Genomic DNA, 22,038 nt, shown 5'->3' with positions numbered 1-22,038 from the left:
TCGCTGGCCCAGCCGCCGGCCTCCGCCCCGGCGCCGAAGTTCTGCAGCTTGAGCTGGGCCTGACCGAAGCCGCCGCTGCCGTCGGCCAGGGCGACGTAGACGCCGGCCTCGCCGAAGCCGACGATGTCGGCACGACCGTCGCGGTTCACGTCCGCCAGTTCGCGCGGGTACCTGTCGTCGCTGGCCCAGCCGCCACCGGCGGCGCCGGCGCCGAAGTTCTGCAGCTTGAGCTGAGCAGGCGAGAAGGACAGGCCGGACGTCCCGGTGTTCGGGGAGGTGCCGGTGTCAGGTGACGTCCCGGTGGTGGGGGAGGTGCCGGTGGTGGGGGAGGTGCCTGAGCCGCCGCCCGTTCCAGGAATGCTCGGAGTCGTGGAACCCGTCCCCGTCGGCTGCCCGGACGTCGATGCCGCGACCACGGTGATCGGGATGCTGTTGGAGGCGTTGTTGTTCTCGTTGGTCTCTGCGACCCTCCGGGAGTCGTCGATGAAAGATCCGACGTAGTATTTGCCCGGCTTCACGTACAGGGGAATCGAGGTCGTTCCGGAAAGGTCCCGGGTGGTGCCGCCCTTGTGATCGAACACGGTGCCGGACGCCTGCAGGAGAATATCCGACGTGTCGATCACCGGATCGGTCGACAGGTAGTATCCCCAGTTGTAGGTGACCGTGCTGGTGCCCGAGTTGCTGCCCTTGGCGTCAATATAGAAATTTCCTCCGACAGGAACCTCGCCGAAGCTGGCTGCGGATCCGAAGGCCGACACCTTGATCGACAGATCGGCCGTCCCCGACGTCGTGTTGCCCGACGAGGTGCCGCCGCCGCCGTTACCGATGACGACGTCCGGCACCGGGGTACCGTTGCCTCCCCCCGTTGTGCCGCCTCCGGTGCTGCCTGTACTCCCGTTCGTGCTGGTGTCGTTCCTCATGGCGATCGAGTACCCTCCGGTGAATCGGTCGAATTCATCGGACGAGATCTTGAACACCAGGACAGGATCAGTCTTTTTCTGATAAGTCCAAGACGTCGACGAGAGGGGTTCCGTGCCGTTGCCTTTGAGAGTGCGCGTTCCTCCGAACAGGAGGGTACCGGGATTGGCCAATTCGGAATACGAGAACACATCATATTGGAAGAACAGCTCGCCAGGGCCGCTCAGGCTGTAAGTAAAATTAAGCTTGCCTGTATTGCCGATCGAGCCTCGGCCGGAATCGTGACTGCCGCCGAGAATATCGACGGCGAAATAATCAACGGTATCAGTTCCGGAATATTGTATATGTCCGGTAATATATCCACCGTCGGCGCTGATGACCGGAATATTAGACTTCGACGTATCGCTAGTCACGTCCGTGTAATTTGAAAAAACGCTTGAAGATATACCCATGATCGTCCCCATTGCAATCCGACGGTCGACTGCGCACGACTGTGCCTACACTGCGCCGGAAACCGAGCAGCAAATTATATGGATTTAACATCGGAGTCCATATCTTACTTGAGTTCGCAAATTCTAACGTTATTGCTTTGTAATCCGAAGATTTGTCGATTCCCACGCACCGCCTCGAGCTGGCGAAATATCGTAGAAATAATCAAGCCCATTGTTAAGTCTGCCGAAGATGGCGTAGACCCTCGCGGATCATCGTCGCACAGACCGCGACGTGCCGATCATCGGCATTCACTCCGCGGCGATCCACGACCCACAGGCACTCGCTTTACGATGCCGCCCCCGGGTCGGCCGCATCGCGCATCCCCGACGCGGCCGCCGATGCGGGACACCGGGCAGCCCCCTTCGGAGGCCGCCCGTCAATACGCATTCCTGAACGCGCTCCTGGCCACCACCGTCATCACCAGGATGCGCAGGTCGAACCACAGCGACCAGTTGTCGATGTAGAACAGGTCGTGCTCGACCCGGCGCTGCATGTCGGCATCGGTCAGGGTCTCGCCCCGCAAGCCGTTCACCTGCGCCCAGCCGGTGATGCCCGGCCGCACGTTGAGGCGGCGGGCGTAGAGGGCGATGCGGCGCTCGAAGCTGCGGTCGTGGGCGACGGCGTGCGGGCGCGGGCCGACGAGGGACATGTCGCCCAGGATCACGTTGAGGAGCTGGGGCAGCTCGTCGAGGTTGGTGCGGCGCAGGATCCGGCCGATGCGGGTGATGCGGTCGTCGTCCCGCGTCGCCTGGCGGAAGGCGGCGCCGGCCTCGGTGCGCATGCTGCGGAACTTGAACACCCAGAACGCCTCCTGGTTGAAGCCGTAGCGCTTCTGGCGAAACAGGCTCGGGCCGCGGCTGTCGAGGCGGATCAGGGCGGCGATCAGGACGAGCAGCGGCGACAGCGCCACCAGCGCGAGCGAGGCCATCACCACGTCGAAGGTGCGCTTGGCGGCGATCTCGAGCGGGCTCAGCGGCGCGCGGCCGACATTGATCCCGGTGAGCAGGCCGACCCGGCCGACCCGCACGTCGCTGAACCGGTCCATCACCCGGCCGGGACGCAGGTGCAGGGCGACCGGCACCCGCAGGAAGGCGTCGACGCAGGCCTCCAGGTCCTCGACCTCGGCCCAGGGCACCAGCACGAACACGTCGTCGGGGCGCAGGAAGCGCACCACCGACACGCTGAGGTCCAGGTCCTCGGCGAGCTGGGCCCGGCGCGCCTCCGGTTCGCCGCCGGGCAGGGGGCTCTGAGGGGCGTCGCGCAGGGTGCTGACGCCGATCACCCGCAGGCCGAGCGCCGCGGTGTCGTGGGTGGCGTAGAAGCTCGCCACGTCGTCCTCGTAGCCGATCAGGTGGATGCGGCGGGCCGAGTCGGAGCGCGGCGTGATCAGCCGGCGCACCAGCGTCACCGTGAGGAGGCGGGTGGCGACGAGGACCGGCAGGCCGGTGAGGAAGGTCGCCAGCGCCGCGGCGCGGGAATGCTCGCCGGTGGTCTTGCTGAGGAAGCCGAGGACCAGCACCACCGCCCAGGCGGCGAGCCACAGGCTCGTCATCCGGCGCAGGTGGGGGGCACGGGCGAGGTAGTTCTCGATGCTGTACTCGCCGCGCGCGACGTTCGGCAGCACCACGAACAGGCCGAGGAACAGCCCGACCGCCAGGGAGGGCCCGAGCTCCGGCTGCCGCTCGTAGGAGACGAGATGATAGGCCATCTCGCAGGCGAGCCCGGTCAGCGCCACGGCGGCCAGCTCGGCGAAGGCCGCCCCGCCGGCGATGGTCACCCGCAGGGCTGCGCGGCCGCGGCGCGGCAGCAGCGCGTTCCAGACCGCGCGCGCCTCGGCCGCGGCGAGGTTGGCGCCGTCGTCCCCCGAGAACCGTTCGTGTCGCATGGCGAGATGACCCGTGACCGCATCTGTGCCGAGGTGGAACGGACCGGACGGGGAACGTGCCGTTTCCGCACGGGCCCCGGGCCGCCACCGGCTGGTTGCCGGTCACGCAGCAAGCCCGGGACCGGCGGCATCCCAGCCTTGCGGCGGGCGAGGGGACGGAACCGGACGGCGGGTGTATGGGACATGTGGATATGAAAGACTCGTCGAACCCCTGGCAGCAGACAGGCGGCGCGGCGGGAGGCGGGCCGGCGAGACGGCCGCCAGGGGGAGCGCCAGAGCGATGGATGCGCGTGCGAGCGAGGGCGGGGTGGCCGTCGAAGCGTCGACCGGGGCGCCGGTGATCCGGCCGTCCCGGACCGGACCGGCGGCGGGCGTGCCGGCGGCGGGTCCGGCGGCGCTGGTGCTCGGCGGCCTGAGCCTGTCGCACCTTCTCAACGACATGATGCAGTCGCTGCTGCCGGCGATCTACCCGCTCCTGAAGCAGGCCTACGCCCTCGATTTTGGCCAGATCGGGTTCCTCACCCTGGCCTTCCAGCTCACCGCCTCGCTGCTCCAGCCGGTGGTCGGCCTGTTCACCGACAAGCGGCCGCTGCCGTTCTCGCTCGCCACCGGCATGCTGCTGTCGCTGTGCGGCCTGCTGCTGTTGTCGCATGCCGGCTCGTACGCCCTGCTGGTCATGGCGGCCTGCCTCGTCGGCCTCGGTTCGGCGATCTTCCACCCGGAGGCCTCGCGGGTCGCCCGTCTCGCCTCCGGCGGGCGCTACGGCCTGGCGCAGTCGGTGTTCCAGGTCGGCGGCAATGCCGGCACGGCGCTCGGGCCGCTGCTGGCCGCCTTCATCGTGGTGCCGCTCGGCCAGGGCAGCGTCGGGCTGTTCGCGCTCGCGGCGCTCGCCGGGTTCGTGGTGCTGAGCCTCGTCGGCCGCTGGTACCGCGACCGCCTGGCGGCGGGAGCCGGGCGGGCGAAGAAAGGGGGCGCGGCCGGCCGTGCCCTGCCGCGGTCCAAGGTGGTCGCCACCATCGCGGTGCTGCTGGTGCTGATCTTCTCCAAGTATTTCTACATGGCGAGCCTGAGCTCGTACTTCACGTTCTACCTGATCCACCGCTTCGGCGTGTCGGTGCAGGAATCGCAGCTCTACCTGTTCGTGTTCCTGGGTGCGGTCGCGGCCGGCACGGTGGCGGGCGGGCCGATCGGCGACCGCTTCGGCCGCAAGGTGGTGATCTGGGGCTCGATCCTCGGGGTGCTGCCCTTCACCCTGGCGCTGCCGCACATGAACCTGTTCTGGACCGTGGTGATGACCGTGCCGATCGGCATGATCCTGGCCTCGGCGATGCCGGCGATCCTGGTCTACGCCCAGGAGCTCCTGCCCGGGCGGGTCGGGCTGGTCGGCGGCCTGTTCTTCGGCTTCGCCTTCGGGATGGGAGGCCTCGGCGCCGCGGTGCTGGGAGAGCTCGCCGACCGCACCAGCATCGAGTTCGTCTACGGCGTTTGCGCCTTCTTGCCGGCGGTGGGCCTGCTGGCGGCGTTCCTGCCGCGGCTCGAATCGCCCCGGGCGGCCTGACGCGCCGCCGAGGCCGCGCGGGGGGGGGACGGCCGCCCCCGCGGCCTCGCGGTCCCTCGTCCTCAGCCCTCCCTGGCCACGGTCTGGATCGTCTCGAATCCCTCGAATTGCGGGTGGCCGAGATAGAGCGGCCTGGTGCCGGGAGCGCGGCTATGCGCCTTGCGGAACTGCTCGGAGCGGGTCCAGGCCTCGAAATCCGCCTTCGACGACCAGATCGTGTGCGAGGCGTAGAGGACGTGGTCGTCGTATTCGGGCCCGCGCAGCAGGTGGAACTCGACGAAGCCCGGCATCTCCCCCAGGTGGCTGTCGCGGCCGAGCCAGACCTGCTCGAAGTCCTGCGTCGCGTCCTTGTAGACCTTGAACCGGTTCATGGCGATGAACATGCCGGACGTCCTTCTCGGCGGGTGGGGGCCTAGGCCGGTGAGATGGGACCTGCCCGGCTCTCGACAAGGTGACCCGGCCGGTCGGCCTAGGCCACCGCCGGGGGCGGCCCGACCGGGCTGTGCAACTCAGTATTTTTTTCACCTTTGTTCCCTTGGGGAATTCGCTCGGAGCGTGTAGACGTGAGTTGGGTTGCATGTCAGACCCGCATCCGCACCGTCAGCCTGGCAGCAGGCGGCGCGGATCGGGACCGCCCGGCGGGAAAGGGCGGGCAGGACGAGCGGGCCGGTGGCGAGGCGTCTTCGCCGTGGGCTCGGCCAACAGAACATCCGCGAGGCCGTGAACCGGCCCGCGCGGGCATGAACGACGCGGGACGGCGGCCCTCCGGGATCGGGGAGGGGCTTCCGACAGCCAGATTCAAGACGTTGAGGACCGATGCCCAAGCAAACCACTGAGGTCGACCGGCTCGTCGGAGTCCGCATCACGGCCCTGCGCAAGGCCAAGGGCCTGAGCCAGACCGCCCTCGGCAACGCCGTCGGCGTGACCTTCCAGCAGGTGCAGAAGTACGAGAAGGGCCAGAATCGCGTCGGCGCCGGCCGCCTGCGCGAGATCGCCCGGCTGCTCGAGGTGCCGGTCTCGGCCTTCTTCGAGGACCAGGCCGGCGGCGAGAGCGGCGACGACAACGTCTTCGGCTTCCTGAGCGCCCAGGGCGCGATCGAGCTCCTGCGCGCCTACGTGCAGATCGAGGACGAGCAGTTGCGCCGCGAGGTGCTGGCGATCGTGCGCTCCGCCGCCCGCCTCGGGCGCCAGGCCGCCGCCGTGAGCGGCGACGACGCCGCCGCCGCGGAATAGGCGCCGTCCGGGCCGGCTCCTGCGCGTCGCCCGGCGACCGGGATGCCGGTTCGCCGCCGGACGATGCGCCGATATCGCGGGCGTGGAGCGCCGCCCGATCGCGGAACGATCGGGCGGCGCCCTAACGCAGCCCGACGAGGTGGAAGAAGCTGCCGCTGACCCGGCCGCGCCGATGGCCCGCGAGCCCGAGCGGACGCCCCTCCGCATCCGTCACCTCGGCCAGGGCCTCGTCGGCACCGGGCGGCGGCGTCAGCTCGCTGGCATAGTGGAACTCGTGGCCGACGAGCGCCTGCCCGGACGGGCCGAGGGCGCCCGCGCCGACGAGCATCGCGATGCGGTAGCCGAGATGCAGCCGGCGCCGGGCGTAGGAGGTCGCGACCGGCAGCAGGCCGGCCATGCGGTGGGTCGTGCCGTCGGCATCCTCCAGGCTCTCGCCCAGCACCATGTAGCCGCCGCACTCGCCGTGGACCGGCCTCGTCCCGGCGAAGGCCCCGAGGCCGCCGAGGAAGCGCGACGAGGCGGCGATCCGCCCGGCATGCAGCTCCGGATAGCCGCCGGGCAGCCAGCAGGCGTCGCACTCCGCCGGCGGCGCCTCGTCGGCGAGCGGCGAGAACGGCACGATCTCGGCCCCCGCCGCCCGCCAGCCGGCCTCCAGGTGCGGGTAGACGAACGAGAACGCCGCGTCGCGCGCCACCGCGAGGCGCCGGCCGGGCGGCGGCGGGAGCTTTCCCGGCGCCGGCTCCGGAACCCGGCCGCCGGCTGCCGCCGCGACGGCGTCGAGGTCGATCGAGGCCTCCGCCAGATCCGCCAGCCGGTCGAGGCGGGATTCGAGGTCGGCGGTCTCGCCGGCCTGGATCAGCCCGAGATGCCGCTCCGGCAGCACCAGCGCGGCCTCCCGCGGCACCGCGCCGAGGACCCGGATGCCGATCCGCGACAGGCCGTCCTCGACGAGCCGGCGGTGGCGCGGGCTCGCGACCTTGTTGAGGATCACGCCGGCCAGCGTCAGGCGCGGGTCGTAGGCCCTGACCCCGAGCGCCGTCGCGGCGGCCGATTGCGCCGCCCCCGAGACGTCGAGCACCAGCACCACCGGCCAGCCGTAGCGGGCGGCGACGTCGGCGTTGGCGCCGCTGCGGCCTTCCTCGGCGACGACGCCGTCGAACAGGCCCATCGAGCCCTCGGCGACGAGCAGCTCGGCCTCCGCCCCGGCCCGGCCCGCCACCGCGTCGAGGAGCGCGCCGTCCATGGCGAAACTGTCGAGGTTGTAGCTCGGCCGCCCGGTCGCGGCGGCGTGGAAGGCCGGATCGATGTAGTCCGGCCCGCATTTCGCCCCGGCGACCGCCAGCCCCCGGCGGCGCAGGGCCCGCAGCAGCGCGAGGGTCACGGTGGTCTTGCCGGAGCCGGAGCGGGCGGCGGCGACGAGGAGGCCGCGGGCGGGAGGGGCGGTCACGGAGGTTCCATCTGTTCGCGCGGGCGCATTCACCGCGCCGGCGCGGGGTGATACCACGCCGCATGGATGCGACACGACCACGGGAGACCCTGCGCCGCGGCTGGACCACCGGCGCCTGCGCGGCGGCCGCCGCCAAGGCAGCCTATGCCGGCCTCGTCACCGGAGCCTTCCCGGATCCGGTCGAGATCCCGTTGCCGAGCGGCGCCCGCCCGGCCTTCGCCCTGGCGCGCAGCGGACGGATCGAGGACGGGGCGGTCGCCGGGGTGGTGAAGGATGCCGGCGACGATCCCGACGTGACCCACGGCGTCCTCGTCCTGGCGACCCTGCGGCGCGGGGCACCGGGCTCCGGCGTGACGTTCCGGGCCGGGCCCGGCGTCGGCACCATCACCCGGGCCGGGCTGCCGCTGCCCGTCGGCGAGCCGGCGATCAACCCGATGCCGCGGCGCATGATCGCGGCGGCGATCGCCGAGGCGGCCGCCGGCCTCGGCGGCCCCCCGGACGTCGTCGTCGAGATCGCGATCCCGGGCGGCGAGGCGCTGGCGCAGAAGACGCTCAACCCGCGGCTCGGCATCCTCGGCGGCCTGTCGGTGCTCGGCACGACCGGGGTGGTGGTGCCGTATTCCTGCGCCGCCTGGATCGACAGCATCCATCGCGGCATCGACGTGGCGCGCGCCGGCGCCCTCGACCACGTCGCGGGCGCCACCGGCTCGATCTCGGAGGAGGCGGTGGCGCGCCTCTACGGCCTGCCGCCCCAGGCCCTGATCGACATGGGCGACTTCGCCGGCGGGATGCTGAAATACCTGCGCCGCCACCCGGTGCCGAGAGTCACCGTGGCGGGCGGCATCGCCAAGATGGCGAAGCTCGGCCACGGCCTCCTCGACCTGCATTCGCGCTCGGGGCCGGTCGACCTCGCCTGGCTGTCGGAGCGCGTCGTGGAGGCCGGCGGCGCCCCCGGCCTCGCCCGGCAGGCCGCGGCGGCCAACACCGCCCTCGAGGTGCTGCGGCTGGCGCAAGCGAGCGACCTGGCGCTTGCCGACCTCGTCGCCCGCTACGCCTGGGCGACGGCGGCGAAGGCCTTGTCGGGCTCGGGGAGCTCGCTCGAGGTGGTGGTGTTCGACCGGGAGGGCGGGCTGGTCGGGCGGGCGCCGTTCCATCCGGTGGGGTGAGGGCTGGGCTGCGCGACGACGGAACATGCCGGGCATTCCTCGACCCGGATCCGCGACCGGCTCAGGCCATGCCGCTCCCCGGCCTGAACCGCCGGTCGTAATCCGCTGCGTACAGCGCGCTCTCGCGGAACTCCGTCGCCCCGAGCGCCGGCCCGACCAGGATCAGCGCCGTGCGCTCCAGCCCAGCCGCCGCGACCTGCGCCGACAGGTCGGCGAGGGTCCCGCGCAGCACCCGCTCGTCCGGCCAGGTGGCGCGGAAGACCACCGCAGCCGGGCAGTCCCGGCCGTAATGCGGGATCAGATCCGCCACCACGGTGTCGATGACGTGGATCGACAGGTGGATGGCGAGCGTCGCCCGGGTCGCCGCGAAGGCGGCGAGGCGCTCGGTCCCGGGCATCGCCGAGGCGCGGCCGGTGGTGCGGGTCAGCACCACCGATTGCGCCACCTCCGGCACCGTCAGCTCGCGGCCGAGCACGGCGGCGGCGGCCGCGAAGGAGGGCACGCCCGGGGTGAGGTCGTAGGGAATGCCGAGGCGGTCGAGGCGGCGGGTCTGCTCGGCCACCGCGCTCCAGATCGACAGATCGCCCGAATGCAGCCGCGCCACCTCGTGGCCGGCGGCGTGCGCCTCCGCCATCAGGGCGACGATCGCGTCGAGGGAGAGCGGCGCGGTGTCGACGATCCGGGCGTCGGCCGGGCACCAGGACAGGATCTCGGGCGCGACGAGCGAGCCGGCGTGCAGGCAGACCGGGCAGCGGGCGACGAGATCGCGGCCGCGCACGGTGATGAGGTCGGCCGCGCCGGGGCCGGCGCCGATGAAGTGGATCATGACGGCAGGGCGTCTCCGCTGGCGGCGAGCGCGCAGGTCGCGCCCGCCGAGGCGATGCGGGGCAGGACGAGGCGGGCATCGGGTCCGGCCGCCGCGAGCGCCGCCGCCTCGGCGAGCGAGCCGACGCCGCGCAGGGCCTCGATCCGGACGGACCGGGTGACGACCCGGCGGCCGGCCTCGCGCAGGGCCTCGACCCCGACGGCGACGAGCGGCACGCCCAGGGTCCCGGCGGCCTCGCGGATCGCCGGGTCGTCCGCGCGGTCCTCGGCGGTGGCGAGCGCGACGAGGCGCGCGCCCGCGAGGCCGGCCTGCCGCAGGCCATCGGCCACCAGGGACACGATCTCCCCGGGCAGGGTCGCGTGGCGGAAGCCGATGCCGGCGACGACGGCGCGGGGCGCCCCGGTGTCGGTCGCGCGGCCGGTCCCGTGCAGGATGGCGGGCGGTGGGGGTGCGCCCGGCGCCCGTGCCTGGATTCCGGCCTGGAGGAGAGGATGCATCACGGCTTCGTCAGCGCCCATTGCGTCACCGGCATCGCGGTGCGCCAGCCGGTGAGGGGACCGACCGGCTCGGCCCGGGCGACCGACAGGCGCCGCAGGGTCCCGCCCCGCTCGGCGCGAAGGCGTAGCAGCAAGGCCTCGCTCTCGAGCGTCACCGCGTTGGCGACGAGGCGGCCGCCGCTGGGCAGCGCGCCCAGCACCGCCGCGACCAGGGCCGGATCGAAGACGCCGCCGCCGATGAAGGCCGCGTCCGGCGCCGGCAGCCCGGCGAGGCTCTCCGGTGCGCGGCCGACCACGACCTGGAGGTCGGGCACGCCGAGATGCGCGGCGTTGCGGCGGATGCGGGCGGCGCGCTCCTCCCGGGCCTCGATCGCGACCGCGCGGTTGGCCGGATGGCGCAAGGACCACTCGATGCCGACCGAGCCCGAGCCGGCGCCGACATCCCACAGGCGCTGGCCGGCGCGGGGGCGCAGGGCCGCCAGGGTGACGGCACGGATCTCGGCCTTGGTGAGCTGGCCGTCATTCTCGAACCAGGCATCGTCGAGGCCCGGCGTCAGCGGGATCACCCGCGCGTCCGCTTCCGCCGCCACCTCGACCGCGATCGTGTTGAGCGGGTCGATCCCGTGCTCCGAAAACTCCGCCGCGAGGCCGGTGCGGCGGCGCTCGCGCGGGCCGCCCATCGCCTCGAGGACGGTCAGGCGCGAGCGCGGGAAGCCGCGCCCGGTCAGGAGCGCGGCGAGCTTGCCGGGCGTCGACCCGTCCCAGGATAGGGCGAGGAGCCGGGCGCCGGGCTGCAGATGCGGGATCACCCGCTCCAGCGCCCGCCCGTGCAGGGTCAGGCACGCGACCTCGGCGAGGGGCCAGCCGAGGCGGGCCGCCGCGAGGCTGAAGGCGGAGGCCTGCGGATAGGCCAGGATCTCGCCCGCCGGCACCAGCCGGGCGAGCTCGGCGCCGACGCCGTAATGGAACGGATCGCCGGTGGCGAGCACGCAGGTCGGCTGCCCGCGCCGGGCGAGGATCGCCGGATAGGCGTCCGAGAGCGGGCTCGGCCAGGCCAGTGTCGCCGCGGCGAGCGGCGCGGCGAGGTCGAGGTGGCGGCGCCCGCCGATCACCAGCCCGGCGCCGTCGAGGGCGGCCGCGGCGGCGGGCGACAGCCCGGCCCGCCCGTCCTCGCCGATGCCGACGATGGACAGCCAAGGGCCCGGGAAGGGGGCGGCGCTCGACACCGCCGGAGCCTCAGGCGAGAAGGCGGTCATGCGCATCCTCATCCTGGGCGGCACCACCGAGGCGGCGGGCCTCGTCCGCCTGCTCGCCGCCCGCCCCGACTACGACGTCACCTTGTCGCTCGCCGGGCGCACCGCGACGCCGCTCGCCCTGCCGGCGCGCACCCGCACCGGCGGCTTCGGCGGCGCCGACGGTCTCGCCGCCTTCCTGCGCGAGCACGGGATCGGGGCCCTGATCGATGCGACCCACCCCTTCGCCCGGGTCATCTCCCGCAACGCCGCGGCGGCGAGCGCCGCGACCGGCGTACCGCTGCTGGCGATCCGGCGCCCGGCCTGGACCCGCGAGCCCGGCGACGACTGGCGCGAGGTCGATTCCGTCGCCGAGGCCGTGGCCGCTCTCGGCGCCGCGCCGCGCCGGGTGTTCCTGACCGTCGGCCGGCTCGAACTCGCCGCCTTCGCGGCGGCACCCCAGCACCGCTACCTCGTGCGCACCATCGAGCCGGTCGGCGACGCGCTGCCGGGCCTCGACGTGACGGCGATCGAGGCGCGCGGGCCGTTCGGCGCCGACGACGAGGAGGCGCTGATGCGCCGCCACGGCGTCGCGATCCTGGCGACCAAGAATTCCGGCGGGCGCGCGACCTACGGCAAGATCGCGGCGGCGCGGCGCCTGCGCCTGCCGGTGGTGATCGTGCGCCAGCCCGTCCTGCCGGAGGTGGCGCGGGTGGCCGATGCGGGCGCCGCCCTGGCCTGGCTCGACGCTCATCGGGCAACCGAGCGCGGGGTGTAGACGAAGGGCATCCCGCCCTCGCGCGGGATCAGCCGGGTGGCGCTCGCCCCGATCATCACCAGGGTCGCCATGTCGGCCTCCGCCTCGCGCGCCTCGGCGAGCGGCAGCACGCGGATCGCCTCGTCCGGCCGGCCGACGGCGCGGGCGAGGATCACCGGCGTTTCCGGCGCCCGGTGCTCGGAGGCGAGGGCGAGCGCGGCTCCGAGCTGCCAGGGGCGGGCCCGCGAGATCGGGTTGTAGAGCGCGACGACGAGGTCGGCGGCCAGCACCGCGCCGAGCCGGGCGGTGATGACATCCCACGGCTTCAGGTTGTCGGACAGGGAGATGGCGCAGAAATCGCCGCCGAGCGGGGCGCCGACGCGCGCCGCCGCCGCCAGCATCGCGGTGATGCCGGGCTCGACCGCGATCTCGAGCGCCCGCCAGGCCGGATCGCCGGCCTCGAGCGCCTCGAAGACCGCCGCCGCCATGGCGAAGACGCCCGGATCGCCCCCCGACACCACCGCGACCCGGCGGCCGGCGGCGGCGAGTTCGAGGGCGTGGCGGGCGCGGTCGACCTCGACCCGGTTGTCCGAGGCGTGCCGCGTCAGGCCCGGCCGCTCCGGCACCCGGGCGACGTAGGGAAAGTAGCCGATCAGGTCCTGCGCCGCGTCGAGGGCGGCGCCGGCGGCCGGCGTGAGGTAGCGCGGATCGCCCGGCCCGAGGCCGATCACCGTGACGGACCCGGTCACGGACGGCGGCCCTCGCCCGGCACCAGCACCATCGAGAAGTACGGCGCGCTGTCGTCCGGCTTCTCCGACAAGGGCGTCACGGTCTCGCCCGCCATGGTGCCGCGTTCGACGTAGACGGCGCGCCCGATCAGCCCGGCCTCGGTCAGCGCCGCGCGCACCTTCGGCAGGTGGCGGCCGAGCTTCATCACCACGGCCGCGTCGGTCCGGGCCAGGCGCTCCACCAGGGTGGCGTGGGGCAGGGTGGCGGGGAGCACGGTGAGCACGTCGTCGCCCCAGGTGATCGGGGTGCCGGCGCGCGTCCAGCAGCCCGACATGCCGGTCACCCCCGGCACCACCTCGACCGGGAAGCGGTCCTTCAGCCGGCGCCACAGATGCATGAACGAGCCGTAGAAGAACGGATCGCCCTCCGACAGGATCGCGACGTCGCGCCCGGCCTCGAGCACCGCCGCCAGGCGCTCCGCCGCCTCGTCGTAGAAGCCGGCGAGCGCCGCGACGTAGGCGGGATCCTCGGGGTGCAGCTCGGTGGTGTAGGGATAGGGCAGCGGCCATTCGCGGGCCGCGTCCTGCACCACCGCGTCGGCGATGGTGCGGGCATTGCCGCGCTTGCCGGCCTTGCAGAAATGCACGAGGTGATGGGCGCGCTCCAGCACCCGCACCGCCCGCACGGTGAGGTAGTCCGGATCGCCCGGCCCCATGCCGACGCCGTAGAGCGTGCCGGTCACCGCCGGCTTCTCGGCGGAAGCCGCAGGCTTGGGGGCGGACGGGATCCCGGCCGGCTCCGGCCTCATGAACTCGGACGTGCCGTCCATCACTCGACCTCGTTGGCGAGCGCGTTGACGGCGGCCGCCGCCATGGCGCTGCCGCCGCGCCGGCCGCGCACCACCAGGAACGGCACCCGCCCGTCCGCGGCGAGCGCATCCTTCGATTCGGCGGCTCCCACGAACCCGACAGGGATGCCGATCACCGCGGCGGGCGGCGGCACGCCCTCGTCCAGCATCTCGAGCAGGCGGAACAGGGCGGTCGGGGCGTTGCCGACGGCGACGACCGACCCGGCGAGCCGGTCGCGCCACAATTCCATCGCGGCGGCGGTGCGGGTGGTGTCGAGGGTCCTTGCCAGGTCCGGCACCCGCGGGTCGGAGAGGGTGCAGATCACCTCGTTGCCGGCCGGCAGCCGGGCCCGGGTGACCCCGTCGGCGACCATGCGGGCGTCGCACAGGATCGGGGCGCCGCGGCGCAGCGCGGCCTCGGCGGCCTCGGCGAAGTCCGGCGACAGGTCGATATCGGCCGGCAGGTCGGTCATGCCGCAGGCGTGGATCATCCGGACCGCCACCCGCTCGGCGGCGCCTTGGAAGCGCGCGAGGTCGGATTCGGCGCGGATCATCGCGAAGGAGCGCGCGTAGATGGCGGCGCCGTCGCGGATGTAGTCGAGGCGCGGGTTCATGCGGGCTCCCGGAATGCGTCTCTCACGTCGGAGGGGACTTGCGTGCTCTCTAGCCGCTCCAGCACGGCACCGAAAGTGAGGACGAGGTCGGTCTCGGTCCCGGCGTGCCCCTGCTGCACCACCCCGTAGCGGCCGTCCGGGCGGCCGACCAGCGTGAGGGCGGCGGGGCCGGGATGGGCGCAGCCCTTCGGGCAGCCCGAGAGATGAGCGGTGGCGCCGGCCCGCGCGAAGGGCGCGAAGGCGGCGGCGAGGCGGGCCGCGTCGGCCTGTGCCGGCGTGCCGCCGGAGGCGCAGGCCGGGGCGCCGGGGCAGGCGGCGACGGCGCGACGCGGGTCGGCGGGGTCGACGATCAGGCCGGCGCGCCGGGCCTCGTCGCGAAGGGCTTGCGCCGTGGATACGTCCCGGCTCGTCAGCGCGATGCCGCGGCTCGGCGTGAGCGAGAGCTGGCCGTCGCCGTGGGTCTCGCTCCAGCCGGCGAGGCGGTCGAGGAGGGCGGGGTCGGAGCGGCCGAACGGGAAATCGGCCAGGAGGGTGCGGCCGTGCAGGCCTGTGGGGAGGGGTGTGGCTGCCGGAGGTGCTTCGCCGGGGGTAAAATCCGCCAGGAGGGCGTCGCGCTGAGCGTCCGTGAGCGCGCGCATGCGGCGGGCGCCGGATGTCGCGAGACCGTCCAGGAGAGTGCGCAGGGCGGCGAGCGCGACGGGGGCGGTCATCGGCGCGAGCCAGAGCGGGCCGGACGGGGTCGCGAGGGCCAGCTGGAGCGGGGGAAACGTGTGCTCTCCCCGAGCTTCCAGGATTTCTGCACCGTTCGGTCCCGGGCTCTCCGGGATCACGGCAGCGCGCCTTCCCCTCCCCAGCCGATTTCGGGCAAGCCCGAGATCGGCTGGGGAGGGGAAGGCGCGTATCGCCCGCACCCACAGATCCGCCTCGACCGGCCCGAGCCCGCCGGCCTCGTCCTCCACCGCCACCAGGGCCTTGGCCGGCAGGCCGATCGCCTCGCGGCCGATCGCCTCGACCGCCGCGACGACGGCCAGGCACTCCGCCCCGGCGAGCGGCCCGCTCAGCGTCAGCCGCTGCGGCCCGCCGTCCTGGCGCACGTCGCCGAGGCCGGAATCGGCCAGGATCGCGACCACCCGGGCGTGGCTCTCCGCCGTCACGCCGCGGATCTGCAGGTTGCCCCGCGCCGTCACGTCGAGGTGTCCGTTGCCCCCCTCGCGCGCCGCCCGTGCCGCGGCCCGCGCCTGATCGGCGGTGAGCCGGCCGGCGACCGGGTGCAGGCGCACCAGCAACCCGTCGCCGGTCGGCATCGGCCGGGCGAGGCCCGGGCACCAGCCGCGGCGGGGAGCCGGGGTGACGGGGCTCATTCCGCGGCCTCGCGGGAGTCGAGGGCGGCGAGCGAGTTGCGCCGGCTGCGCCACAGGCCGCGGTCGCGCAACGCCGCGAAGCGGTCGCGCAACGCCCGCGCGACGCCGGGATTGGCCGCCTCGATCGCCGCGAGCACCGCGGGATCGCCGAGATAGGCGTCGTAGAGCCGGTCGATCTCGGCATCCGCCACCGCGTCGGTGGCGGCGGCCATCACGAACACCGCGTCGAGGCCCTGCGCCAGTTCCTGCGCCCCGCGCCAGCCGTGGCGGAGCTGCGCGGCGATCCAGCGCGGATGGGCGAGGCGGCCGCGCACGAGGCGCGCGACGTCCTCGCGGGCGGTGCGGGCACGCGGCGCCTCGGGGCGGCTGGTATCGAGGCTGTAGAGGAGAGGCGCGGCGCCGAGCGATGCGGCGGCGGCGGAGAAGCCCCCCATCGCGTCGGCGCCGGCATCGCCGTCGAGGAGGTCGCGCTCGGCGACGTCGAAGGCGTGGAGATAGGCGTCGGCCGCCGCGACCCGGGCGGCGAAATCGGCATCCCCGTCGCCGGTCGCCTCGGCGGTGGCGTCGAGATAGGCCCGGGCGAGGTCGCCGCGCCCGCTCCAGGCGCCGTCGAGGGCGAGCGCGGCGGTGCCGGCGCCGTAGCGCCCCGGCGCCGCGCCGAAGACCCGCGCCGGCGCCTCGCCGCGGCGGCGCGCCGCCGCCAGCGGGTTGTCGGCGTCCTCCTCCTCGCGGCCCGCGACCGCCCGGGCGGCCCGGTCGAGGAGGGAGAGCGTCTCCGGGAAGGTGTCGCGGAAGGCGCCGGAGGCCCGGACCGTCACGTCGATCCGCGGCCGGTCGAGGAGGGCCAGAGGCAGCACCTCGAAGCCGGTCACCCGGGTCGAGGCGTGGTCCCAGGTCGGGCGCACGCCCATCAGCGCCAGGGCCTGGGCGACGTCCTCGCCGCCGGTGCGCAGGGTCGGCGAGGCCCACAGGTCCATGACGAGGCGGGCAGGGTACTCGCCCTCGTCCTGCAGGTAGCGGCGCACCACTTCCGCGGCGGCCTTCTCGCCCAGCATCGCGGCGGCCCGGGTCGGCAGGGCGCGCGGATCGAGGGTGGCGAGGTTGCGGCCGGTCGGCAGCACGTCCGCCCGGCCGCGGGCCGGCGAGCCGGCGGGTCCCGGAGGCACGAAGCGGCCGTCGAGGGCGGCGAGCAGCCCGGCGCGCTCCGCCGGGCCGCACTCCGCATGGGCGGCGGGCGCCTCGCCGAAGACGTGCAGCCCGTCGCGCATCGTCACCTCGGCGAGGTCGCACAGATGCGCGTCGAGGGCGGCGAGCGCGTCGGGCATCGCGACGCCGCGGTCGATCCCCGCCGCCGCGAGCAGGCCTGCATCCTCCGCGCGCTCCAGGATCCCGCGGGCGATGAGGTCGGCCCGGCGCGGATCGAGCACGGTGGCGGCCGAATATTCCTCGACCAGCTCGCGCAGGGTCGCGGCGTCGGGGTCGAGGCCCGCTTCCGCGGTCTCGGGCGGCAGGTGCCCGATCGTGACCGCGCCGATGCGGCGCTTGGCCGGCGCGGCCTCGCCGGGATCGTCGACGATGAACGGATAGATCACCGGCAGCGCCCCGACGGCCAGCGCTGGCCAGCAGGCGGGCGAGAGCGCCACCGCCTTGCCGGGCAGCCACTCGGTGGTGCCGTGGGTGCCGAGATGGATCATCGCGTCGCTTGCCTCGCGCAGGGCGAGGTGGAAGGCGAGGGCGGCGTGGCAGGGGACCGCGTCGGGATCGTGGTAGCCGGCCTTGCGGTCGCCCTTGTGGCCGCGGTCGGGCTGGAGCGCGACCAGGACGCACCCCGCCCGCACGGCCCGGAACCGGAAGGCGCCGTCGCGGCAGGCCGGGTCGTCGGCGGGCGCGCCCCACTCGGCGACGAGCGCCGCGCGGGCCGCCGCGGGCAGCCGGGCGCGCCAGGCCTCGTAGGCGGGAAGCGGCACCGCCAGGGTCTCGTCGCCCTCGGTGAGACGGCGCATCAGGGCGTCGGGGGCCGGGATGTCGGCGACCCCGTAGCCCTCGCGGCGCAGGAGATCGAGGATCGCGACCGTGCTCGCCGGGGTGTCGAGCCCGACCGCGAAGCCGGCCCGGCCGCCGCGGGCCGGGTAGTCGGACAGGACGAGGGCGAGGCGGCGCTGCGCGCGCGGCGTCGCGGCGAGGCGGGCCCAGGCGGCGGCCCGGTCGGCGGTCGCGGCGATCCCGGCGAAATCCGGCACCGCGCGACGCTCGCGGAACCCCTCGACCTCCGACGCCTCCTCCTTGTGGGAGATCGGGAAGCCCGAGAGCCGCCCGTCGAATTCCGGCAGGGCCACCTGCATGGCGAGGTCGGCGGCGTTGAGGCCCCGCGCCGAGGCCGCCCAGGCCTCGCGGCCCGACCCGACCGTGAAGGCCTGGATCACCGGGCAATCGGCGGCGTCGAGGACGAAGCCGGCCTCGTCCCGGGCCGAGAAGGCGGTGGCGGCGACGACGACGGCGGGGCGATGCGCGGCGACCGCCTCGCGCAGCACGGCGACCGCCTCCGGATCCTTCAGGCTCGCGACCGCCACGACGGTCGGGCTGAGGCCGCGCTCCCACAGGGAAGCCGCGAGCGCGGTCGCCGGCGCGGTGTCGCCGCCGAGGACCGCCGAGCGGTAGACCAGCACCAGGGCGCGGGGCAGGGGCGAGGCGGCGCCGAGCTCGGCGAGCGGGCCGCAGCCCGGGCACCAGGCGAAGCCGCGGGGCAGGGCGCGGGGCGGCTCCACCGCCACCGGCCGGCCGAGCTCGGCGGCGATCCGGGTCAGGAGCCGGCGCAGGTTGTCGGGCCCGCCGGCACGGAAATAGCCGTCGAGGACGGCGAGCAGCTCCGGCGCCACGGTCGAGACCGCGTCGAGGCGCGGATCGGGCCGGTCGCATCCCGGCAGCACCGCGAGGGGGATCTGTCGAGCCCGGCAGGTCTCGGCCAGCCGCTCGAGCCCGTAGCGCCAGTAATCGAGCCCGCCGAGGCAGCGCACCAGCACGAAGCGGGCGCGGGCGATCACCGCGTCGGCGTAGAGGTCGACCGAGAGCGGATGGCGCAGCTGCGCGAGCTTGGCGAGCCGCAGGCTCGGCCGGTCGCCCGGCAGCGCCCCTTGCGCGCCCGCGAGGCCGGCGAGGTCGGAATCGGTGAAGGACAGGGCGACGACGTCGCCGGGCGCCTGGCCCAGATCGACCGCCGCCTCGCCCTCGTCGAGGGATACCGTCTCGATGCGCAGGAGGTGCATCGGCGTTCAGGCTCCCGAGACGAGGCGCGGCCGGGGCGGGAAGGCGACTCCGTCGTAGACGTCGGCCAGCGCCAGGCTCATGCCGAATTCGGGAAGGTCGATGGCTTTGTCGAGCCCGGTCACCAGGCACCGCTGCCAGGCCCCGTCCGCGGCACGCAGCCAGACTGCGATCTCGGGGGCGTTCGGCTCGACGAGCAGGATCACCGCGAGGCCGGCGACCGCCTTGTATTCCTCGAGCTTGTCGAACGCATCGAAATCGCGGGTCGAGGGCGACAGCACTTCTACCACCAGCCGCGGCTCCGCCGCCTTGAGCCCGTTCGGGTCGCGCGAGCCGCAATCGACTCCAAGATCGGGCCGGCGGATCTGGCCCGGCAGGGTCTCGACGCTGCCGTCGCCGGTGAAGGGCCGGCACGGCGTGCCGCGCAAACGGGTCCGGAACTCGGCCACGAGGTTGACCACGATGTCGTCATGGACGTTGCGGGCTCCGGCCATCAGGCGGACCGGCATCCCGCCGACCAGCTCGTAGCGCTCGTCCTGGCGCTCCTGCCAGGCGAAGAACTCCTGCAGGCTCCAGCGCCGCTGCGCGGGCTCCGACATGCGATAGCCTCCCGGGCTGACGTGTCTCGGACGAAGACCCGCAGATAGGACGTCCAACGCCGGCGTTCAAAGAAAAGCGTGTCTCCCCTCCCTGCAAGAGTGAGGGAGACACGCCATTCGTCATCTCCCGACAGCCCTGCCTTCGGCAGGAAGAGGGGAGGCGCACGAGGCGGAGAGCCGATCCGTCAGCCCTTCAGCGCCGCCGCCACCGCGTCCTTGTCGAACCCGGTCAGCCCGATCACCACCAGCGTCCCGTCGCGGTGCTCGGCCGGGCGCCAGGGGCGGTCGTAATGGTGGGCGACGCGGCGGCCGACGCCCTGGACCACGAGGCGCATCGGCTTGTCGGCGACGGCGCAGAAGCCCTTGATGCGCAGCACGCCTGCGACCTCCGCCGCCTTGGCGACACGGGCGGCGAGGTCCTCGGGCGAGCCCGCGGCCTTCATCGGCACCGCGACGCTCTCGAAGTCGTCGTGGTCGTGGTCCTCTTCCGTCTCGTGATGCGAGGGCCGGGCGGCGAGGTCGCTCTCCGCGGCGGCGTTGAGGCCGAGGAGCACGCGGGGATCGAGGGCGCCGTGGGCGGTCTCGACGAGCTTGACGGCGCGCGGCAGGTGCGCCTCGACCTCGGCGCGGACCCGGGCGCGCTCGCCCTCGTCGAGGAGGTCGGACTTGTTCATCACCACGAGGTCGGCGCAGAGGAGCTGGTCCTCGAACACCTCTTCCAGCGGATTCTCGTGGTCGACGCTGGCATCCGCCGCGCGTTGCGCGGCGAGCGCGTCGGGATCGTCCGCGAAGGCGCCCGAAGCCACCGCCGGGCCGTCGACCACCGCCACCACGCCGTCGACGGTCACCCGCGAGCGGATCGCCGGCCAGTTGAAGGCCTGGACCAGGGGCTTGGGCAGGGCGAGGCCGGAGGTCTCGATCAGGATGTGCTCAGGCGGCTCGGGCCGGTCGAGGAGCTTGTTCAGCGCCGGCACGAAATCGTCGGCGACGGTGCAGCAGATGCAGCCGTTCGGCAGCTCGACCACCGCGTCGGCGTCGCAGCCCGGGATACCGCACTCGGCCAGCAGCGAGCCGTCGAAGCCGACATCGCCGAACTCGTTGACGATGATGGCGAGCCGCCTTCCGTCGTTGTGCTCGACGGCGTGGCGCACCAGCGTCGTCTTGCCGGCGCCGAGGAAGCCGGTGACGATGGTGCAGGGGATCTTGTTGAGGATGGTCATGGCGTCACCGGCGCGGGAGGGATGCGGGCGACGACCCCCTTGCGGAACTCCTGCGGACGCTCGCGCCAGGGCACGATGCCGTCGGGGGTTCCGGCATAGAGGCCGATGCCGTCGAGGATGAGGTCGGCGGACGTCCCCGCGTCGAGGTCGCCGTAGACGTAGGTCCAGCGGCCGGGGCTCGCGACCGCAACGGTGCAGGACCGCTTGCACACCGACAGGCATTCGACCGGCTCAATCCGGACCGGGGCGCCGGGCCGGGCGGCGAGCGCGGCGCTCAGCGCATCGTGCAGGCGGGCGCCGGCGCGGGGACCCTCGGCCGGGTCGGCGGCGTCGCGGCAGGTGGTGCAGACGTAGAGGGTCACGGGCGCGCTCATGCGGCCACCCCGCGCCGCGCGCCGGCCGCGCCCTGCCTGCCGGCGACCGCGCCCCAGGCCCAGCCGAAGGCGAGGCCGAGCACCGCCCAGAACGCGAAGGCGACCGCGAGCGACCGGGCGGCGAACTGCGCCGCGTAGACCGGCGGCATGGCGGAGATCTCCTCCGGCCCGTGCGGGGCGCCCCAGGCCTGCGGCGCGACGATCAGGGCGAGGCCGAGGGCGATCGCCACCGGGCCGCGTCGGATCGCGACGAGGTACAGGCCGCACGCCGTGGCGAGGGCGGTGGCCACCCACCAGAGCTGGCGCGCTTCGAGCGCCGCGGCGGCGGCGCCCGGCAGTTCCGGCGGCAGGCCGATCGCCGGGGCGAGGCTGGCGGCGAGGAAGCCACCGATGCCGAACTTGAGCGCTTCGCCCGGCGTCACCTCCCGGCCGGCCGCGACCAGCACGGCCCCGAGGAGGAGGGCGTAGCCGACACCGCTCACCAGGGTGGCGAGCGCCGTGAAGGCGAGGCGCGGCAGGCCGGGCGCCGGCTGCCATTGCGGGTCGCCGCTATGGTCGTGCCCGGCATGCGCCAGGACGATGAGAGGATTCGCGAAGGCGTGACGAGCGGGCGCGGCGGTCTCGGCCGTCTCGTACTTCTCCGCCGCCAGGATCAGCGGCGAGGTGAGGGCGAATTGCAGAACCGAGGCCACGCATGCGGCCAGGAAGCCGGCGACCAGGGCCGCGGCGAGCAGACGTTTCGTCATGTCGGGATTCCCTGCACGAGCAAAGGACCGCGGGCCCGCGCCCGGTCGGGGCGCAGGCCGCGCGGCCTCAGCGGCTCACGCCGTGCTCAGTGGCAGGGGAAGTTGTGGGCGTGGCGCCAGTCGTGCGCGGCGTTGTGCAGGGCAACCACCGGGGCGAAGCCGGAGACGAACAGCAGCCCGAGGCCGAGGGTGGCGGCCAGGAGGACGGCGCTCAGGCGCTCGCCGACGAGGGCGGGAGAGAGGGACCGGGTGATCGCGACCATGACGAACTCCTGC

Annotated in this window: 21 protein-coding genes; 4 read left to right on the top strand and 17 right to left on the bottom strand. The window is 74.0% G+C overall.

Translation table 11 applies throughout. The features are described 5' to 3' along the window. Both A5481_RS33260 and A5481_RS04710 read right to left on the bottom strand, forming a co-directional pair. Positions 1-1,382 (bottom strand): CARDB domain-containing protein (locus tag A5481_RS33260; protein ID WP_197514138.1); only part of this gene is annotated, 1,382 nt, incomplete at its 3' end. A 404-nt stretch (positions 1,383-1,786) separates the two neighbouring features. Further along, positions 1,787-3,295 carry an exopolysaccharide biosynthesis polyprenyl glycosylphosphotransferase gene (locus tag A5481_RS04710; RefSeq protein ID WP_048433143.1) on the bottom strand — a complete coding sequence of 503 codons (1,509 nt, stop codon included), beginning with the start codon at positions 3,293-3,295 and terminating at the stop codon, positions 1,787-1,789. A 280-nt stretch (positions 3,296-3,575) separates the two neighbouring features. On the opposite strand from A5481_RS04710, the gene A5481_RS04705 reads away from it, so the two are divergent. Further along, complete coding sequence (locus A5481_RS04705) at positions 3,576-4,853, top strand: MFS transporter (RefSeq protein ID WP_082173028.1); 1,278 nt, start codon at positions 3,576-3,578, stop codon at positions 4,851-4,853. Between the two features lie 62 nt (positions 4,854-4,915). On the opposite strand, the gene hmuQ is transcribed toward A5481_RS04705, so the two are convergent. Further along, positions 4,916-5,236: a heme-degrading protein HmuQ gene (hmuQ, locus tag A5481_RS04700; RefSeq protein WP_048433144.1), complete on the bottom strand. Its 321-nt coding sequence runs from the start codon at positions 5,234-5,236 to the stop codon at positions 4,916-4,918. Between the two features lie 433 nt (positions 5,237-5,669). On the opposite strand from hmuQ, the gene A5481_RS04695 reads away from it, so the two are divergent. Further along, positions 5,670-6,086 (top strand): helix-turn-helix domain-containing protein, encoded by a 417-nt coding sequence (locus A5481_RS04695; RefSeq protein ID WP_048433145.1) that lies wholly within the window; start codon positions 5,670-5,672, stop codon positions 6,084-6,086. Between the two features lie 121 nt (positions 6,087-6,207). Here A5481_RS04695 and A5481_RS04690 read toward each other — a convergent pair whose 3' ends face one another. Then, positions 6,208-7,533, bottom strand: coding sequence for a cobyrinic acid a,c-diamide synthase CobB (locus A5481_RS04690; protein WP_048433146.1), 1,326 nt, complete (start codon positions 7,531-7,533; stop codon positions 6,208-6,210). 62 nt (positions 7,534-7,595) lie between these two features. Between A5481_RS04690 and A5481_RS04685 the strand changes: the two genes are divergently transcribed. Next, positions 7,596-8,699, top strand: a complete 1,104-nt coding sequence (locus A5481_RS04685) for a cobalt-precorrin-5B (C(1))-methyltransferase (RefSeq protein WP_048433147.1) — start codon at positions 7,596-7,598, stop codon at positions 8,697-8,699. 61 nt (positions 8,700-8,760) lie between these two features. Here the strand turns inward: A5481_RS04685 and cobM are convergent, their stop codons facing one another. From cobM to A5481_RS04670, 3 genes are read right to left on the bottom strand one after another with little or no spacing between them, the layout of a single operon-like run. Continuing rightward, on the bottom strand, positions 8,761-9,525 hold the full coding sequence (gene cobM, locus A5481_RS04680) for a precorrin-4 C(11)-methyltransferase (RefSeq protein WP_048433148.1): 765 nt from the start codon (positions 9,523-9,525) through the stop codon (positions 8,761-8,763). Further along, entirely contained in the window at positions 9,522-10,022 is a 501-nt protein-coding gene (locus tag A5481_RS04675) for a cobalamin biosynthesis protein (RefSeq protein WP_082173029.1), read from the bottom strand. The genes cobM and A5481_RS04675 overlap by 4 nt, the downstream gene beginning before the upstream one ends. Next, positions 10,022-11,278 carry a bifunctional cobalt-precorrin-7 (C(5))-methyltransferase/cobalt-precorrin-6B (C(15))-methyltransferase gene (locus tag A5481_RS04670; RefSeq protein WP_048433195.1) on the bottom strand — a complete coding sequence of 419 codons (1,257 nt, stop codon included), beginning with the start codon at positions 11,276-11,278 and terminating at the stop codon, positions 10,022-10,024. Before A5481_RS04670 ends, A5481_RS04675 begins: the two co-directional genes overlap by 1 nt. On the opposite strand from A5481_RS04670, the gene A5481_RS04665 reads away from it, so the two are divergent. After that, complete coding sequence (locus A5481_RS04665) at positions 11,277-12,032, top strand: cobalt-precorrin-6A reductase (RefSeq protein WP_082173030.1); 756 nt, start codon at positions 11,277-11,279, stop codon at positions 12,030-12,032. The genes A5481_RS04670 and A5481_RS04665 overlap by 2 nt on opposite strands. Here A5481_RS04665 and cobJ read toward each other — a convergent pair. The 10 genes from cobJ to A5481_RS04615 all read right to left on the bottom strand — a co-directional run bounded on the left by cobJ (position 12,005) and on the right by A5481_RS04615 (position 22,025). Further along, positions 12,005-12,760, bottom strand: a complete 756-nt coding sequence (gene cobJ / locus A5481_RS04660) for a precorrin-3B C(17)-methyltransferase (protein ID WP_048433149.1) — start codon at positions 12,758-12,760, stop codon at positions 12,005-12,007. The two genes, A5481_RS04665 and cobJ, sit on opposite strands and share 28 nt — an antisense overlap. Next, on the bottom strand, positions 12,757-13,548 hold the full coding sequence (locus A5481_RS04655) for a precorrin-2 C(20)-methyltransferase (RefSeq protein ID WP_048433197.1): 792 nt from the start codon (positions 13,546-13,548) through the stop codon (positions 12,757-12,759). Before A5481_RS04655 ends, cobJ begins: the two co-directional genes overlap by 4 nt. 20 nt (positions 13,549-13,568) lie before the next feature. After that, positions 13,569-14,201, bottom strand: a complete 633-nt coding sequence (locus tag A5481_RS04650; RefSeq protein WP_048433150.1) for a precorrin-8X methylmutase — start codon at positions 14,199-14,201, stop codon at positions 13,569-13,571. Next, positions 14,198-15,562 carry a hypothetical protein gene (locus A5481_RS04645; RefSeq protein ID WP_048433151.1) on the bottom strand — a complete coding sequence of 455 codons (1,365 nt, stop codon included), beginning with the start codon at positions 15,560-15,562 and terminating at the stop codon, positions 14,198-14,200. The genes A5481_RS04650 and A5481_RS04645 overlap by 4 nt, the downstream gene beginning before the upstream one ends. Beyond that, positions 15,559-18,825 carry a cobaltochelatase subunit CobN gene (gene cobN, locus A5481_RS04640; protein ID WP_048433152.1) on the bottom strand — a complete coding sequence of 1,089 codons (3,267 nt, stop codon included), beginning with the start codon at positions 18,823-18,825 and terminating at the stop codon, positions 15,559-15,561. The genes A5481_RS04645 and cobN overlap by 4 nt, the downstream gene beginning before the upstream one ends. Positions 18,826-18,831: 6 nt before the next feature. After that, entirely contained in the window at positions 18,832-19,422 is a 591-nt protein-coding gene (locus A5481_RS04635) for a Uma2 family endonuclease (protein WP_048433153.1), read from the bottom strand. A 185-nt stretch (positions 19,423-19,607) separates the two neighbouring features. Further along, entirely contained in the window at positions 19,608-20,642 is a 1,035-nt protein-coding gene (gene cobW / locus A5481_RS04630; protein WP_048433154.1) for a cobalamin biosynthesis protein CobW, read from the bottom strand. Further along, positions 20,639-21,016 carry a DUF1636 family protein gene (locus tag A5481_RS04625; RefSeq protein WP_048433155.1) on the bottom strand — a complete coding sequence of 126 codons (378 nt, stop codon included), beginning with the start codon at positions 21,014-21,016 and terminating at the stop codon, positions 20,639-20,641. Before A5481_RS04625 ends, cobW begins: the two co-directional genes overlap by 4 nt. Beyond that, on the bottom strand, positions 21,013-21,762 hold the full coding sequence (locus tag A5481_RS04620) for a CbtA family protein (protein ID WP_048433156.1): 750 nt from the start codon (positions 21,760-21,762) through the stop codon (positions 21,013-21,015). The genes A5481_RS04625 and A5481_RS04620 overlap by 4 nt, the downstream gene beginning before the upstream one ends. 86 nt (positions 21,763-21,848) lie before the next feature. Further along, entirely contained in the window at positions 21,849-22,025 is a 177-nt protein-coding gene (locus A5481_RS04615) for a CbtB domain-containing protein (protein WP_048433198.1), read from the bottom strand. Positions 22,026-22,038: the final 13 nt, after the last annotated feature.

The organism is Methylobacterium platani (genome assembly GCF_001653715.1).
GTDB classification, from domain to species: domain Bacteria; phylum Pseudomonadota; class Alphaproteobacteria; order Rhizobiales; family Beijerinckiaceae; genus Methylobacterium; species Methylobacterium platani.
The sequence above is the reverse complement of the archived record's forward strand: the minus strand, read 5'-3'. Positions and strand labels throughout refer to the sequence as shown.